Consider the following 14716-nt stretch of genomic DNA (forward strand, 5'->3'; position numbering starts at 1 on the left):
GTGTTTCAATGAGATCCATGAAGATACTGGTGGCTGGGAAGGGAGGAACTGGAAAGACAACCGTATCTGCTCTCCTCTCCCATTTTTTCTGCAGCTCAGGCCATGATGTACTCGCATTAGATACAGATTCAACTCCAAATCTGGCAATGTCAATTGGAGTTTCCCCTGATATATCTAAATCCATAGTTCCTTTAGTTAAAAACGAGGATCTTGTGGAGGAGAGGACTGGGGCAAGACCTGGCGAGTCTTGGGGTGTTTTCTTCAATCTATCTCCTGAAGTGGAAGATATAGTTGAAAAATATGGTATAAAGATAAAGGATAAGCTGAGCTTGCTGGTCGTAGGGAGCATAGATTCAGCAAAGCAGGGCTGTCTTTGTCCAGCAATAGCCCTTGCAAGATCTTTGCTGAAGCATATCCTCCTGAAGAATGACCAGATAGTTATAGTTGATGCTGAGGCGGGAGCAGAAGTTTTCGGTAGGGGGTTGGCTGAGGATTTTGATTACATGCTCTGCATGTCAGAGCCAACTCTCAGATCCCTTGAGATATCCAAGAATCTGATCAGGATGGCCGATGAGCTCGGGATAAGGAACAATGTTCTGGTGGTGAACAAAGTTGTTGATGAGGAAAGGGCGATAAGGCTTGTCAAAAGAGTTGTTCCTGGTGTAAGAAGCTTCTTCGTAGGCTATGATCCCGAGATGTCCTCCTATGAGGAGGAAGGGCTAAGTGTGGAGAGATATCCGAAAAACAGCCCTGTTGTCGTCGGAGTCAGGAGGATGTTTGACCTTCTTTTCGGGAGGTGATCTGAATGTGCGAGGGTGTTGCATACATTTTGAATGGGGATAAAAAGAGGATTCTTGATGAGGTAGTCTCAGTAGTTCTATCTGGAAAGAAGCTAGTCCTGCTCAATGAGGATGGTGTGAAGAAGGAGATAGAGGGGGTGAAGGAGCTCAGAGTTGATATGCTGAGGCACGAGGTGTATGTAGTTGTGGAGGGATAGAGTTGGCAAATCTCTTTGCCATCATGGCCACAGCTTTGCCGCTTTTATCAGGACTTGTGACCTTTCTTGCCGGAGGAAAAAGAGAGTGCGAGCTCATAGCAGGACTCTCATCATCAGCAACATTTGCTCTCGTGTTGTTAACAGCTGCATCTCTTCTTATGGAGGGATCTTCTGAGGAAATAATGGTTTCCTTTGGCAGCATCAGGCTCTACGGCATAATAGTTGATTATTTAAGTGTTCTCGTGGCTATCGCAGTCTCCCTTGTCGGACTTCTGATAATTATTTTTTCATTCGGATACATGAGCCCGGATAACAGGGAACATCCTGTGAATAGGGGATTCCAAAGGTACTATGGGATGATGCAAATATTCATGGGCTCCATGCTTGGCTTCGTGTTTTCAGGAACTTTCCTTGGTTTAATTCTTTTCTTTGAAATGACCGGAATCTGTTCTTGGATCCTCATAGCTTTTTGGCATGAGGAAAAGGAGAGCAGAGTGAAAGCGACAAAAGCGCTGCTCTTCACCCATGCAGGGGAAATTTTCTTGGTAGCCGCAGCTGCATTGACTATAGCAAACACAGGTGATCTATCAGTGAGCTCGCTCAAGTTGCTGGATGAGGGAATGAGAGGAATGGTGATGCTTCTTATCTTGGTAGCTGCATGGGCAAAATCCGCTCAGATTCCCTTCTACTCCTGGCTTCCCGATGCTATGATAGCCCCAACTCCCGTCTCAGCTTATCTGCATGCAGCAGCCATGGTGAAAGTTGGAGTATATCTGCTGGCGAGGACAATTCCATCATCCCTGCCCCTTCCTCCAACTGTCCCTCTAATAGCCGGGATATTCTCAGCTGCCACGATGATATGGGGTCTCCTTCTTTACTTCCCTCAGGTTGATATGAAAAGGCTTCTCGCATATTCAACAATAACTCAGCTTTCCTACATGTTCTTGGGCCTCTCCTTTGCAATGCTTGGATCAGCCCAGGGATATTCTGGAGCTATAATGCACCTGTTCAATCATGCATTTTCAAAGGGGCTCTTCTTTCTCGTAGCAGGAGCTCTAGCTGCCTCCACTGGGAGCAGATTTCTCACGGATTATTCCGGGATATTCAGAAGGAACAGGCTCTTGGGAGCATCTTTTGTCATAGCAACAATATCCATAGCCGGAGTGCCTCCTTTCAACTGCTTTTTCAGCAAATTCACAATAATATCAGCGGGATTCCTCTCAGGAGGGATATTTACTGTTCTTGGAGTTATGGCGATAGTGGAATCAGTTCTATGCTTTATATGGTTCCTCAGATGGCTTCAAAAGTGTGTTATGGGGGAGGAATCAGATGTAATAAGGTCGTCCAGCAGGATGAGGTTGAGCATGTCAGCATCCCTTCTTCTCCTCTCAATCTTCTGCTTCATATCCCAGTATATAGCGATGGAATTCCTTCCTAGGGAGGTCTGGCCGTGGTGATTGTTCCCTGCATTTTGCTCATCTTAGGAGCTATCCTCTCGCTTCTGATTAGGAACAGCAAAATCTGTAACATATTAATCAACGGTATTTCTGCTATCTCGTGTCTTCTAATTATAGTAGTAGGAGTCGGAGGAATTCTCAGCAGAATTGTGCTATCCCTTCCTCTTGGCCTTGAGATGGGATTAGATTCCCTCTCATCAGTCTTCTGTGTTGTTCTTGGAATTGTTGGTTTCTCCGTTTCCACCTACTCCATAAAATACATGGAAATTTATGGCAGAATGAGATATTATGGTGTATCCTATACATCCTTCATTCTGGCCATGTATCTCATCCTCATAGTCAGAAATGCGTTCTGGTTCATCTTCTTCTGGGAACTTATGACCCTCTCCTCCTACCTGTTGGTCGTATATGAGGATGAGAAAGAGGAGGTTAGAAGAGCTGGCTTTAAGTACTTTGTGATGACTCACATAGGAGTTGCATGCATTATAGCAGCTGTTCTTCTGCTCTATCAGCAGACATATCTCATAGGAGTGCCTGATATGTCCTTTTCATCTCTATCTGAGGCAAGCAGATCAATGCCCTCATCGGTTCTTCATCTTTGCTACCTCCTCCTTTTAGTTGGATTCTTGGTGAAAACTGGAGCAGTTCCTCTGCATTCATGGCTTCCTGATGCCCATCCTGCAGCCCCAAGCAACATAAGTGCTCTTCTATCTGGATTCATGATAAAAACAGCTGTCTATGCTATAATTAGAATGTTCTTCTTTGTTCTTCCGATGGAATTCTGGTGCGGCATACTGCTTATTGCATCAGGCCTCCTCAGCATGTTCTTCGGTGGCATTTATGCACTTAAGCAAGTGGATTCGAAGAGGCTTCTCGCATACAGCTCTGTGGAGAACATGGGATATATCCTCCTTGGAATTGGGGCAGGTCTATCTCTACTGGCAACAGGAAATCTTATTCTTGGATCTATAGCTCTTTCTGCCGGAATTCTTCATACAGTTAACCATGCAATGTTCAAGGCATTGTTGTTCCTCTCTGCAGGCTCAGTTATCTATAGAACTGGAAAGAGGAACATGGATGTCCTTGGAGGACTCGGCAAGTACATGGGGATGACCTCATCTCTAGCCTTGATAGGATCTCTCTCAGCATCAGGAGTACCTGTTCTGAATGGATTTGTATCAAAATGGCTTATATACTCGGTTACCGCTTCCTCATGGAAGATACCGATTCTTCCAGTTTGTGCTGCTGTCGCTGTGATGATCAGTGCAATAACTGGAGCATTTCTTCTGAAATACTGGTCTTCTATCTTCACTGGAAGGCCATCAGAGGAGGTTAAAGAGTGTCCTAGGCTTATGATAGCAGGAGAGGCGATTCTCGCAGTTTTTTGCTTCATTCTAGGGGTTTATCCTATGCTGGCTCTTCTTCCAATAGTAAAAGTATCAGAGGATCTCGGGATAAAAGCTTCTATTATAAGAGAACAGCTCTTTCTGGGGCCATTTCTCATAGGACCTGTGACAATATCCACTATCTCCCTAATAGCTGTTTTCTCTTTCCTCTCCCTTTTCCTTCTGCTGACCTTTGTTTTTCTCAGGCCATCCGGAATCAAAGCTGAGCCATGGTTCTGCGGAACAAGACCATCAGCCCTTAGGTTTCAGGCGTCATCCTACTACAGGAACCTTGAGGAGGCAATGAGGCCTGCCTACATAAAGATTCCAAGGATCACCCTAAGAAAGTATGAGGAACCTGATACCGACAGATTTCTGGTGAAGCCGATTGTGAAAGCATTTGGAAAGATCTCCAGAGCAATTCTTGCTCCAGCAATGGGATACGTTCAGCTCTACCTTGCTCTGATGTTCTTGGCTCTTCTCCTGATAGTGGGGGTGATTATATGGATCTCATAGGGGGTTTGATAAATCTCTTCTTGGTTATGCTGATAGCCCCTGTTTTAGATGGGTTTGCTAGGAAGGTGAGAGCAAGAATACATTGCAGGATAGGTCCTCCTATCCTGCAGACATGGTATGATATAATAAAGCTATTCAAGAAGAAAGATATAGATGCGGAGGTCTCAAGCAGGCTCTACTTAATCTCTCCCTATTTGTCCCTTGCCTTTTCCTTGGTTGCTGCTCTAATAATCCCGATTGGTTGTAAGAAGCCACCTCTTGGCTTTACTGGAGATGTGCTGCTCCTAGTTTACCTGCTGGCATCTTCATCCCTTCTTGTTGCCTTCGGAAGCACAGCTTCAGGAAATCCGTTCTCTGGAATTGGGGCAAGCAGGATGCTGTCCTTAACAGTGCTGGGAGAGGGGATGCTTGCAGGATCGATAGTGACATTCTCTGTCATAGCTGGATCCTTGAGAATAGGATCGATAACAGAGCTTCTCTCCACAAGCCCCCGTCTTGCGGCAGCAGTTGCCCTCATCCCACTTGCAGTTTTCGTATACTTGGAATCGGAGAGAGTTCCGTTTGATATACATGAAGCTGAGCCTGAGATAGTGGGAATCCTTGTCGAATTCTCAGGAAGAAAGCTTGGGCTAATAAAGTATAGCATGATGATAAGGTCGACAGTTCTGGCAACGTTGTTGATAGATCTAGCTGTCCCATGGTGGCTGGCTGATTCCTATATGATTCCATTTTATATAATTAGTATAATTTTATGGCTGCTTCTTCTACTCCTCCTTACTTTAATTTTCACTATAGTGGACTCATCGCTTGCCAGATATAGGATCAGCATGGCAATAGAGGGGCTTGTCCCCTTCCTCTGCATCTCATTCCTCTCCATAGTTCTGGCCTTCTTGGGGGTGTGAATGTGGATCTTGCATTCCTCTTCAGGTTTCTATCCAGCATTATGGTGATTACATCAGTGGCGATAATAGAGCTCAGAGATCTGAGACGCAGCGCTTATGCCTACATGCTGCAGTCGGCAATCCTGTCAGCGGATTTCTCCCTGATTGCCATGATGACTAGTGAGTGGCACATGTATCTGTGGACTGTGTCCTCCTTGGTGACAAAAGTTTTGCTTGTTCCAAAAGTTCTTATATGGGCCACGGAAAAAACTGGGGAGAGAATTGAAGTGAAACCAGTTCTCCCTCTCACGGTCTCCTTTGGATTCGAGGGAGCCATAATAATATCCCTTTTCCTCGTAGCTCCTTTTGTTTTTCCCTCAGCTGAGAGCAGATTTCCATCCTCGATTCCAATATCCCTAGTCCTCTTTATGATAGGAATATTTGGGATGCTCTCTAGAAAGTGTGCACTGAAGCAAGTCCTGTGCCTTTGTCACATGGAGAATGGAGTGCATCTCTTCTTGGCAAGTCTTGCATACAGATCTCCTATGACAGTGGAGATAGGAATTCTCACTGATGCCATAGCCGCTGTTGTAATACTGCTTTACATGGCCATACAGCTGAAGCGTGTCGTAGGAACTCTCGATACATTCAAGCTATCTTTGTTGAGGTGGTGAATATGATCCCCATCTTGATATTGTTGTCTCCTCTTGCTGGCAGTCTTATATCTCTAGTTCTTGGGAGAAGACCCAGGGAGATATGCTGTATTCTGTCCTCTTTTATATCCCTTGTTTTATCAACAACTGCTTTAATCTCAGTAAGGGCTGAGCCCGAATCGTTCCTGTCAGGAGAGGTGATTCTGGACGGACTAGGTGCTCTTGTAGCATTTCTGATCTCTCTAATAGTTTTCCTTGCATCAGTTTACTCTCCATATTATATGAATTTGGATGAAAAGAAGCACAGGACGTACTACTTCCTTCTCCAGCTCTTCGACTTTACAATGCTCTCTGTATGCATATCAAACAACATATTTCTGATATGGGTGTTCGTCGAGGCCACAACACTATCATCGGTCTTTCTCGTTGCACTGAGAGGGGATCCAACATCCCTTGAGGCAGGATGGAAGTACGTGCTTTTATGCACAGTGGGTCTCTCCATTGCCCTCTTCGGAACTGTAATGCTCTATGTAAATGCTCTAGAAAAAATAGGTGAATCAGGAATACTCTGGACTGAGCTCATGAGGAACAAAAGTGTTCTGGATGGAAGAGTACTGGAAACAGCTGTAATTTTCCTGATAGCGGGATATGGCGTAAAAGCAGGGCTCTTCCCATTCCACTGGTGGCTTCCAGATGCTTATTCTGAAGCTCCCACTCCAGTGAGCTCGGTTCTATCTGGTGTGCTGATAAACTGCTCCTTCCTTGCAATAGCTAGGTTTTACCTCCTCTCTCCTTCTGGAATAGTATCCTCTCTATTGATGTTTTTTGGGATAATTTCGGCTATATTCGGCTCGATTGCCATGATAAGACAGGTCAACATGAAGAGACTTCTCGCATACAGCTCTGTGGAGAACATGGGAATTGCCTGCATTGGCCTTGGAGCAGGGGGAATTGGAATAATGTTCTCCATATTCCATGTGTTCAACCACGGTCTCCTGAAGTCTGCAGCTTTCCTCTCTTGGGGAGGAGTTGAGAGATCAAATAAAATGGGTGGAGTTCCACCATCAGTAGCATTTTCTCTTGTCCTGTCATTTATACTGCTTGGAGGATGTCCACCAGCCGGAATATTCCTGAGCGAACTTGGAATACTAACTTCTGTGGTAAGGGATGTCTCAGTTGCAGTTTTATACCTGATCTCGACCTTTGTATCATTCTCAGTGCTCTCCTACAGTGCAATGGAAAAAGGTCTAGGAAAAATGTTAGCTGAAAAATCGTCCTTTTCGGCTTGGATAATTCCTGTAATCTCATCTACCATATCCATTGCGGCTGGCCTCTACCCCATTCCTATTCTCCACATAATAGAAGAATTTCTGGGAGGTGTAGGATGATGAGAAGCCAAATTTATTCCTTTCTTGAGGTTGATCCGGGATCTCTCAGGGATAAGATGAAGGAGCTTGTTGATGCTGGAGCTAGGTTCTCCACATCTGTTGCTGTGGATGAGAGGCCCATAAACTCCTGCTTCTCTCATACTTATATCCTCTTTCTAAAGGATCGCGGATACGTACTTCTCACAACAAAACTATCTTCTGAGATGCCGGAGCATGATACCCTGACAGATATTGTTCCTGGTGTGGAATGGGCTGAGAAAGAGGCAATGGAACTTGTTGGGATAAAAATAAGAGGATTGCCGCAAAAGAGAAAGCTTATCCTTCCTGAAAACTGGCCGGAGGATCTTCATCCTCTGAGAAAGGACTTCGATTATAGGTACAGACCTGTTGAGAAAGCAGATTTAGAGGCCGAAGGGCTTCCCATAGGTCCATATCATCCGGCTCTTCACGAGCCGGAATCCTTCAGGCTCTATGTAAGAGGAGAGGAGATAATAGATGCCGAATATGTGGGCTTTCTGGTCCACAGAGGAGTGGAGAAGGTGGCGGAGGGAAGGCTTACCTACAATCAAATACCTTTTATAGCTGAGAGGATATGCGGTATATGCGGCTTCATCCACAGCACTCTCTATTGCAATGCAGTTGAGAGAGCAGCAGGGATAGATGTTCCTGAGAGGGCCAAATGGATAAGGAGCTTCATGCTGGAGCTGGAGAGAATTCACAGTCACCTTCTTCTCGTTGGTGTTGTGTGTCACATGGCAGGATTTGACACAGGATTCATGCATGCATGGAGGCTGAGGGAGAATTTCATGAGGCTTGCGGAAAGGATATCCGGAAACAGGAAAACATACGGGATGAACTTAGTTGGAGGAGTGAGGAGAGATATAGACAACATTGCTGCACTGGATTTCCTCAAGAGTTCTAAAAAAGATATAGAGGAGTATGTAAGTATGCTTATGGAAAACAGGTTGCTTATAAGAAGGTGTGAGGGAATAGGAGTTCTTGGAAGGCAGGATGCAAGAAAGATGTGTGTTGTTGGGCCTGTTGCTAGGGCAAGCGGCATTGACATAGATGTGAGGAGGGACAGCCCATATGAGGCATATGGGGAGCTCTCCTTCAGAGTTCCAGTGTACATGGAGGGTGATGTGCTATCTAGGGTGATGGTCAGGCTGGAGGAGATCAAGGAATCAATCTCTATTCTCGAACAAATCGCTGGAGAAATGCCAAAGGGACCGATAATGGCTGAAACAAGGGATGTACCTCCTTTGATCAGGTCTATAGCTGCGGGAGAGGCACCAAGAGGAGAGGATATTCACTTCGTGATAACAGGAAGGGACAACAAGGTATACAGGTGGAGGGTGAGATCGCCCACATACAACAACCTTCCAGCCCTACCACTGATGTTAAAGGGCAACTTGATAGCAGATGCCCCTCTGATAATAGGGAGCATAGATCCCTGCTTCTCTTGCACCGATAGATGCATTGTGCTGAAGGAAGGCAGGAGATACAGGCTTGAGGAGCTTGTAGGGAGGGGGAGACTGTGAGAAAAGTTGTAAAGATGGCAGTTGAAACAGGAGTTGTCACGAGGCCCTATCCATTTGTGGCACCGGAGGTTCCTCCTGGATTCAGAGGAAGGCCTAAAATAGACTTCAATCTCTGCATTGGATGTGGAGCATGTGCATCAGTCTGTCCTCCCAATGCAATAACAGTGGAGGAGAAAGATGGATTCAGAAGGATATCTCTTTTCACAGGAAGGTGCATATTTTGTGCTAGATGCGGAGAGGTATGCCCAGAAAAAGCCATAAAAATTACGGAAGATTTTGAGCTTTCCTCTGATGAGAAAATTGATTTGTATCAGATCTTGGAACTCAAAATGGTGAGATGTGAGATCTGCGGCAGATTCTTTGCCACGGAAAGGGAGCTTAAAAAAGTAAAGGAGGAGATAGAGAAAAAGGGAATGGAAGTGGAGAAGCTGAACTTATGCCCTGAGTGTAGGGAAAAAGTGAGTGCAGGTCTGGAATCCCTAGCAAGGAGGTGATCTTATGGATAAAAGATCTATATGGGTGTTTCACTTGAACACTGGTAGCTGTAATGGCTGTGATATAGAGATACTCGATGTTCTAACGCCATTCCATGATGTGGAAAGGCTCGGGGTCAAGCTTGTCGGATCACCTAGACATGCTGATGTAATCTTGGTCACAGGTCCTGTGACGGTGAAAGCAGCAGAGGCTGTAAGAAGAGCATATGAGGCAGTGCCCCATCCGAAAGTGGTCGTCGCAATAGGCTCTTGTGCGTGTAGTGGTGGGATATTTTACGACAGCTATTCCACTAGAGGAGGAGTTGAAAATATTATTCCAGTCGATCTATATGTTCCGGGCTGTCCTCCCAGGCCAGAAGCCATAATACATGCTATATCCCTCCTAAAGGGGATTGCTGAGAAGAAGATTAAGGGGGAGGTGTACAGAGAGGGTTGATGGTAGAGGTATATGAGGTCGGCATAGCAACTGGAGATCCCATGCTGATGAAAACTAGACATTTTTCCGCATATCTTCAAGTAGCTGAATATCTCTGCACGGCAGAATTGGATCTCAACAATGAGGAGAGAAAGGAAATGGAGAATAAAGGAGAGATCATAATAGATGCAACAAGGGCGAGAAAAATGGGAATAGAGACAAGATCCCAGTATGTCTTACTCCGCAAGGCCTAAAACTTCACTCTTCTCTCCCTTATCTTTATCCTCCTGTATTCTTCGACTATTCTTCTCCCATCCTCCGTGAGCACAGTGCTTCCTCTCTCATGTCCTCCTCTACAGGTTCTGGTTAAACTAGTTCCTATGCTATCCTCCATCGCTTTTATCCTCTCACATGCCGTTGATATAGGAATTCCCAATTGTCTCGCAGCTCCTCTTATTGATTTCATCCTGTCTATCAGATCCAGCAGCATGAGATCTCTTTCATCGAATTCAGCCCCCTTAGAGGTTATCAGATAAATCCTTGTGATGAGAAGAAAAGGATTTCTCCTCTTGATAGGGCAGTTCATGCTGTCTGGAATATCTGATATTACATTTGGAGACATAGGACATCTTATAAGTCCATCTGGATTTAGAAAGAGTATATTGCACTCCTCCCTTTTGCTCTCCATCAGGAAGAGAGGAGACTCCCCCACAAGAGCCGGTGTCGCTGAAAAAGCTCCGAGAAGACAGAAGGATTTTTGACTAAGCTTTGCCTTAAGCATCCTCTCAAGTCTGAGGCTGGAATCGCATTTAAAGATTGGAGATGAGATCCAGAATCTCAAGCCCCATTTATTGCATGTGGATAAAATTGACTGGAGATCTGAGTCGTTTACTCCAGGAATGAGCTGCATTATGAAGTTTATCCTCTCATATCCGTGGGATAGTAATATCATTACACAATCCCTCATTTTCTCCATATCCTCAGCATAGTCCACGAGAAAGAAGAGTTCATCTGCGTTCAGAAGATTTTTTGTCAGTCTGACAGACCTCGAGTGAAGCAGGTATACAAGACTAATGTCTCTTTTTCTCACCTCTTTTGAGAATTCCTCCAGCCTATCGCTCCAAGGACATGTGATCACAACTCTCTCAAACTTATTAGAATCGAGAAGATCGATGAATTTTGTTATATCCAGCTCCGATCCGTCTAGAAACTCCTTCCATGGACACAAGGCACATCCTATACTGCATCTGGAGGAGAGCTGTGCGAAGAGCGTGAGCTTACTAGGCATTCAAGTTTTTCTTGAGGTGATCCAATATAAATAAATCGTTGCTAACAGGGATCTTAAGCAATAAGAATTTCTGTTAAATTTAATTTCAGTATATTAGTTTTACTGAAAATTTTCATGAATAGTGCAGCTAATATAGCTTTATTTTCTATTAGAATTCTTGCATTTTAAATAAAAAGGTATTTTAGATAGACATGGATTTTGCGTTGATAATGATTTCGGATAGAGGTGGTTTAATGAAGTATGCATTTCTCTGTAATAAAAGAACAAGCAGGACAGGTTTTAAAATCGCTGTAGTGGGAGCTGGTCCTGCTGGTCTCTCAGCCACAGGATATCTGGTATGCAGAGGATATGAAGTGGATGTATATGATAAGCTGCCGATGGCAGGAGGGCTCATGGCCTTCGTCATACCTAAATATAGGATACCCCTAGAAAACATACAGGAGGGAGTGAAGGATCTGGAGGAAAATTTCGGAGTGAAGTTCAACCTCTCAGTTAAGGTCTGCTCCGGGGAGAATTATGAGGAGGGCGATGAGTTATCAAAAACAAGGAAAGATCTGCATGAGCTGTGCAATGAATACAACGCTGTCCTAATAGCAACGGGTACATGGAGATCATACAAGCTGAATATAGCCGGAGAAAACTCCAGTAATGTTATATCTGCCCTCAGGTTTCTTCTAGACCTACATCTTCATGACATGCATTTGGCAGAGGGAAGCCTGCCCAAGCTGGGGAGAGTTGTTGTGATAGGAGGCGGGCTCAGTGCCATAGATGCTGCAGAAGAGAGCCTGCTCAGAGGTGCTCAGGAGGTTTATCTAGTCTACAGAAGAACTAAAAAAGAGGCTCCTGCCGGAGAATTTGAGATAAACAGGCTGATAGGAATGGGCGTCAAGTGGATTGAGCTGGCAGCTCCGGTGAGCATAATAGCTGAGGATGATATAGCAAGAGAGGTGAGGTTCCAGAGGATGAAACTTGGTGAACCTGATGAAACAGGCAGGCCAAAACCGGTGCCAATACCGGGAAGCGAGTTCTCCTTGGAGGCAGATACCATTGTGATTGCGGTGGGAGAAAGACCCACACACCCTCTATCAGGTGATCTAGCCAAATATGTTGGAGAGGATGGACGCATAACAGTGGATCAAAGCTTCAGAATCCCCGGAACAAACATATTTGCCGCAGGGGATGTGGCAACAGGGCCATCTAAAGTGGGAAGAGCTGTTGAACATGGTTTATTCGCAGCAAGAACAATAGACGAGCTTATATCAACAGGTAAGCTCTTGGGTGATTGATATGAAGCAAGATGAGATGTGCGAGTTCCTTTTAGTTGATCCTGAGAAGTGCGGCAAGCTGGGTAAATTGCTGAAGATGATAGACTACACGAAATGCATCGATTGCGAGACCTGCGAGAGAGTATGCAGCTTCGTTCATGATGGAAAATCCCTTGTGAAATCCAGAAAAACTAAGATAGGGATTGAAAGACCGGTATCATGCTTTCATTGTAGTGATGCCCCGTGCATGAAGATATGCAAGAAAGATGCGATAATAAGAGGGGAGGATGGAGTAATCTACATAGACTACTCAAAGTGCAATAAATGCTTGGATTGCGTCTATGCATGCCCCTTCCGCGTATTTAAGCTGGGTATAGGTCCAGAAGGAGCTCCTGCTAAATGCGATTTATGCAAACCTCTTAGAGACGAGGGCTTGATGCCTGCATGTTTAGCGATGTGCCCGAGCAAGGCAATAACTGTTATCTCTCAGAAAATCTAATGATAAAAAATAAAAAGGGGTATCAACCGTAGAGGAGCCCCTCTTTCTCCAGCATATCACTGACCCACTTCAGGTCAAGCTCCTCTAGTTTTGCCCTTGTGGGTCTTCCTCTTATCCACCCTCTCTCCTTGTAGTATTCAGGCAGCATCTCGCTCAGCTTAACAGTATATCCCTTTGAAGGTCCTTCTGGCATCGGCTCCTCTAACAATCTCTTTGGCAGTGTGTCATACTCCTCACCATCACCGAAGGACATTATATTGAAGGCTCTTTCAGCGTTGTATATTCTCTCTCCTATTTTCTCAAACTCAGCAGGTGATATATCCCATCCGGTCACAACAGATAGCTGCTCTGCCATCACATCAGTCCAGTAGGCAAATGTCACAAACTTGCATACCACTAGGCTGTCTAATGTTGCAAAAACATCTTGGAAGTTCTTGACCCATCTTCCCTTTCCTGCAGTTGCAAACCTGTCTATAAGCTCCGGAACTCCAAGGACCTCGGGAGCTATCAGATAAGCTCTAAGGTGGCATCCACCTCTGTTGCTAGTTGCATATGCCAGTCCATGTCCCTGCACTCCTCTTGGATCATAAGCAGGCAACTCCTGTCCTCTCACAACCATTGCAAGCTCTGGTGCATTGTACTTCTTTGCCAACCTTAGTGCTCCCTCAGCCAGATCATCCCCTATACCAGATCTGTAGGCAGTGCGCCAAGTCAGCTCAACTAATGCTTCACCGTTCCCCCAGGTCACTTTTAATCCTCTTAACTTCTCCTCAGGAACTTTCCCGAGCTCAACAAGCTCCATTAGCGTGCCTATTGTGTGGCCCATTGATATCGTGTCCAAACCCAGCTCATTGCAGAGAAAGTTCGCCTTTGTTATAGCAGCTAGATCATCTGTCCCTGTCTGAGCTCCGAAGGCCCAGTCAGTCTCGTATTCAGGGCCTCCTCCTTCTCCTGTGAATGGAGGTTTGTCTATTCTGCTGTACCTAGCACACCCCATCGGGCAGCCCCAGCAGATTTCCTCCTCCTGCTTCTTCCAGTCCACTATCTCCTCAGCTATCCTCTCTCCGCTTATCTTTTCTGCTGTTGGAAACACTCCTGTTCTGAAGTTCCTCGTTGGAAGAGCCCCGTGAGCATTTATTATGTTTATGAGAACGGCAGTTCCATATTTTGGCAGTGATTGTGATGTGACAGGGGATTTCTTTATTATATCCATGGATTTCTCGGATATCTCCTCAAGTTTGTCCTCCTTTGCAACTTTTGGCACCATATGGCCCCTTATTGCTATAGCTTTGAATTTCTTGGATCCCCAGACAGCACCATGTCCTCCTCTACCAGCAGCTCTGCTCTTGTCGTTTATGAGACATGCTATTTTCGAAAGGTTCTCTCCAGCCGGCCCTATTGTTATCACCTTTATCTCCTTAGCCTCATCCTTTCCTATAGCGGGAGCCAGTTCCTCCTTTATTGAGTCAGTTGTCGCGTGAGTGTCCTTTCCCCAGAGATGCTTGGCATCCCTGAGCTCAGCTTTTCCATCATGAATCCAGAGGTAGACAGGATGATCCGATGCTCCCTCTATTATCACGGCATCAAATCCGGCGAATTTAAGCTCAGGACCCGCCTTTCCTCCACTGTGGGAATCATGAATCGTGCCCGTGAGGGGTGCTTTTGTTACAGAGCACCACCTTCCAGCAGAGGGTATCCCTGTAACGCCTGTGAGAGGCCCTGTGGCCACTATAGCCTTGTTTTCAGGGCTGAGTGGATCGACCTTTGGATTTACCTCCTTCAACATCAGGTAGACTCCAAGTCCTCTGCCGCCAATCCACTTCCTTAGGACATCCTCAGGCGGAAGGGGCTCCTTTGAGACCTTTCCTTCTGTCAAGTTCACTCTAAGGATCTGCCCCATGTATCCTCCAACAGCCATGGGGTACACCCTCGAAAAT

Annotated in this window: 15 protein-coding genes; 13 read left to right on the top strand and 2 right to left on the bottom strand. The window is 45.4% G+C overall.

From position 1 onward, the window contains the following. Window positions 1-8 precede the first annotated feature (8 nt). The 11 genes from D6D85_RS05440 to D6D85_RS05490 are packed head-to-tail and all read left to right on the top strand — an operon-like array spanning window position 9 to window position 9981. Window positions 9-800, top strand: a complete 792-nt coding sequence (locus D6D85_RS05440; protein ID WP_237558763.1) for an ATP-binding protein — start codon at window positions 9-11, stop codon at window positions 798-800. A 5-nt stretch (window positions 801-805) separates the two neighbouring features. Then, window positions 806-997 carry a CooT family nickel-binding protein gene (locus tag D6D85_RS05445; protein WP_125671057.1) on the top strand — a complete coding sequence of 64 codons (192 nt, stop codon included), beginning with the start codon at window positions 806-808 and terminating at the stop codon, window positions 995-997. A 2-nt stretch (window positions 998-999) separates the two neighbouring features. Further along, on the top strand, window positions 1000-2454 hold the full coding sequence (locus D6D85_RS05450) for a hydrogenase 4 subunit D (RefSeq protein ID WP_125671058.1): 1455 nt from the start codon (window positions 1000-1002) through the stop codon (window positions 2452-2454). Next, window positions 2448-4355: a proton-conducting transporter transmembrane domain-containing protein gene (locus D6D85_RS05455; protein WP_125671059.1), complete on the top strand. Its 1908-nt coding sequence runs from the start codon at window positions 2448-2450 to the stop codon at window positions 4353-4355. Before D6D85_RS05450 ends, D6D85_RS05455 begins: the two co-directional genes overlap by 7 nt. Then, the gene (locus D6D85_RS05460) at window positions 4343-5257 is read left to right on the top strand and encodes a respiratory chain complex I subunit 1 family protein (protein ID WP_125671060.1); all 915 of its coding nucleotides are present in this window, start codon (window positions 4343-4345) and stop codon (window positions 5255-5257) included. Before D6D85_RS05455 ends, D6D85_RS05460 begins: the two co-directional genes overlap by 13 nt. Before the next feature lie 2 nt (window positions 5258-5259). Further along, window positions 5260-5910, top strand: a complete 651-nt coding sequence (hyfE, locus tag D6D85_RS05465) for a hydrogenase 4 membrane subunit (RefSeq protein WP_125671061.1) — start codon at window positions 5260-5262, stop codon at window positions 5908-5910. A 2-nt stretch (window positions 5911-5912) separates the two neighbouring features. After that, on the top strand, window positions 5913-7277 hold the full coding sequence (locus D6D85_RS05470; protein WP_125671062.1) for a proton-conducting transporter transmembrane domain-containing protein: 1365 nt from the start codon (window positions 5913-5915) through the stop codon (window positions 7275-7277). Next, on the top strand, window positions 7277-8818 hold the full coding sequence (locus D6D85_RS05475; protein WP_161969703.1) for a hydrogenase large subunit: 1542 nt from the start codon (window positions 7277-7279) through the stop codon (window positions 8816-8818). The genes D6D85_RS05470 and D6D85_RS05475 overlap by 1 nt, the downstream gene beginning before the upstream one ends. Beyond that, complete coding sequence (locus D6D85_RS05480; RefSeq protein ID WP_237558764.1) at window positions 8815-9312, top strand: 4Fe-4S dicluster domain-containing protein; 498 nt, start codon at window positions 8815-8817, stop codon at window positions 9310-9312. Before D6D85_RS05475 ends, D6D85_RS05480 begins: the two co-directional genes overlap by 4 nt. 4 nt (window positions 9313-9316) lie before the next feature. Then, window positions 9317-9748, top strand: coding sequence for an NADH-quinone oxidoreductase subunit B family protein (locus tag D6D85_RS05485; RefSeq protein WP_125671064.1), 432 nt, complete (start codon window positions 9317-9319; stop codon window positions 9746-9748). Further along, window positions 9745-9981, top strand: a complete 237-nt coding sequence (locus D6D85_RS05490) for a hypothetical protein (protein ID WP_125671065.1) — start codon at window positions 9745-9747, stop codon at window positions 9979-9981. Before D6D85_RS05485 ends, D6D85_RS05490 begins: the two co-directional genes overlap by 4 nt. Here D6D85_RS05490 and D6D85_RS05495 read toward each other — a convergent pair. After that, window positions 9978-11015 carry a winged helix-turn-helix domain-containing protein gene (locus tag D6D85_RS05495; protein ID WP_125671066.1) on the bottom strand — a complete coding sequence of 346 codons (1038 nt, stop codon included), beginning with the start codon at window positions 11013-11015 and terminating at the stop codon, window positions 9978-9980. The genes D6D85_RS05490 and D6D85_RS05495 overlap by 4 nt on opposite strands. 191 nt (window positions 11016-11206) lie before the next feature. Between D6D85_RS05495 and D6D85_RS05500 the strand changes: the two genes are divergently transcribed. Both D6D85_RS05500 and D6D85_RS05505 read left to right on the top strand, forming a co-directional pair. Further along, the gene (locus D6D85_RS05500; protein ID WP_237558765.1) at window positions 11207-12301 is read left to right on the top strand and encodes an FAD-dependent oxidoreductase; all 1095 of its coding nucleotides are present in this window, start codon (window positions 11207-11209) and stop codon (window positions 12299-12301) included. Window position 12302: 1 nt separating this feature from the next. After that, entirely contained in the window at window positions 12303-12779 is a 477-nt protein-coding gene (locus D6D85_RS05505; protein ID WP_125671068.1) for a 4Fe-4S dicluster domain-containing protein, read from the top strand. 22 nt (window positions 12780-12801) lie between these two features. Here the strand turns inward: D6D85_RS05505 and D6D85_RS05510 are convergent, their stop codons facing one another. Next, window positions 12802-14697, bottom strand: a complete 1896-nt coding sequence (locus D6D85_RS05510; protein WP_125671069.1) for an aldehyde ferredoxin oxidoreductase family protein — start codon at window positions 14695-14697, stop codon at window positions 12802-12804. Between the last annotated feature and the right edge of the window lie 19 nt (window positions 14698-14716).

It is taken from the genome of Candidatus Methanodesulfokora washburnensis, from assembly GCF_003947435.1.
GTDB lineage: Archaea > Korarchaeota > Korarchaeia > Korarchaeales > Korarchaeaceae > Methanodesulfokora > Methanodesulfokora washburnensis.

Coding starts and splice junctions, on each gene's coding strand:
- D6D85_RS05460 (WP_125671060.1), top strand. CDS start 4,343: ATGGATCTCATAGGGGGTTTGATAAATCTCTTCTTGGTTATGCTGATA.
- D6D85_RS05505 (WP_125671068.1), top strand. CDS start 12,303: ATGAAGCAAGATGAGATGTGCGAGTTCCTTTTAGTTGATCCTGAGAAG.
- D6D85_RS05440 (WP_237558763.1), top strand. CDS start 9: ATGAGATCCATGAAGATACTGGTGGCTGGGAAGGGAGGAACTGGAAAG.
- D6D85_RS05495 (WP_125671066.1), bottom strand. CDS start 11,015: ATGCCTAGTAAGCTCACGCTCTTCGCACAGCTCTCCTCCAGATGCAGT.
- D6D85_RS05510 (WP_125671069.1), bottom strand. CDS start 14,697: ATGGCTGTTGGAGGATACATGGGGCAGATCCTTAGAGTGAACTTGACA.
- D6D85_RS05475 (WP_161969703.1), top strand. CDS start 7,277: ATGAGAAGCCAAATTTATTCCTTTCTTGAGGTTGATCCGGGATCTCTC.
- D6D85_RS05500 (WP_237558765.1), top strand. CDS start 11,207: ATGGATTTTGCGTTGATAATGATTTCGGATAGAGGTGGTTTAATGAAG.
- D6D85_RS05485 (WP_125671064.1), top strand. CDS start 9,317: ATGGATAAAAGATCTATATGGGTGTTTCACTTGAACACTGGTAGCTGT.
- D6D85_RS05470 (WP_125671062.1), top strand. CDS start 5,913: ATGATCCCCATCTTGATATTGTTGTCTCCTCTTGCTGGCAGTCTTATA.
- D6D85_RS05445 (WP_125671057.1), top strand. CDS start 806: ATGTGCGAGGGTGTTGCATACATTTTGAATGGGGATAAAAAGAGGATT.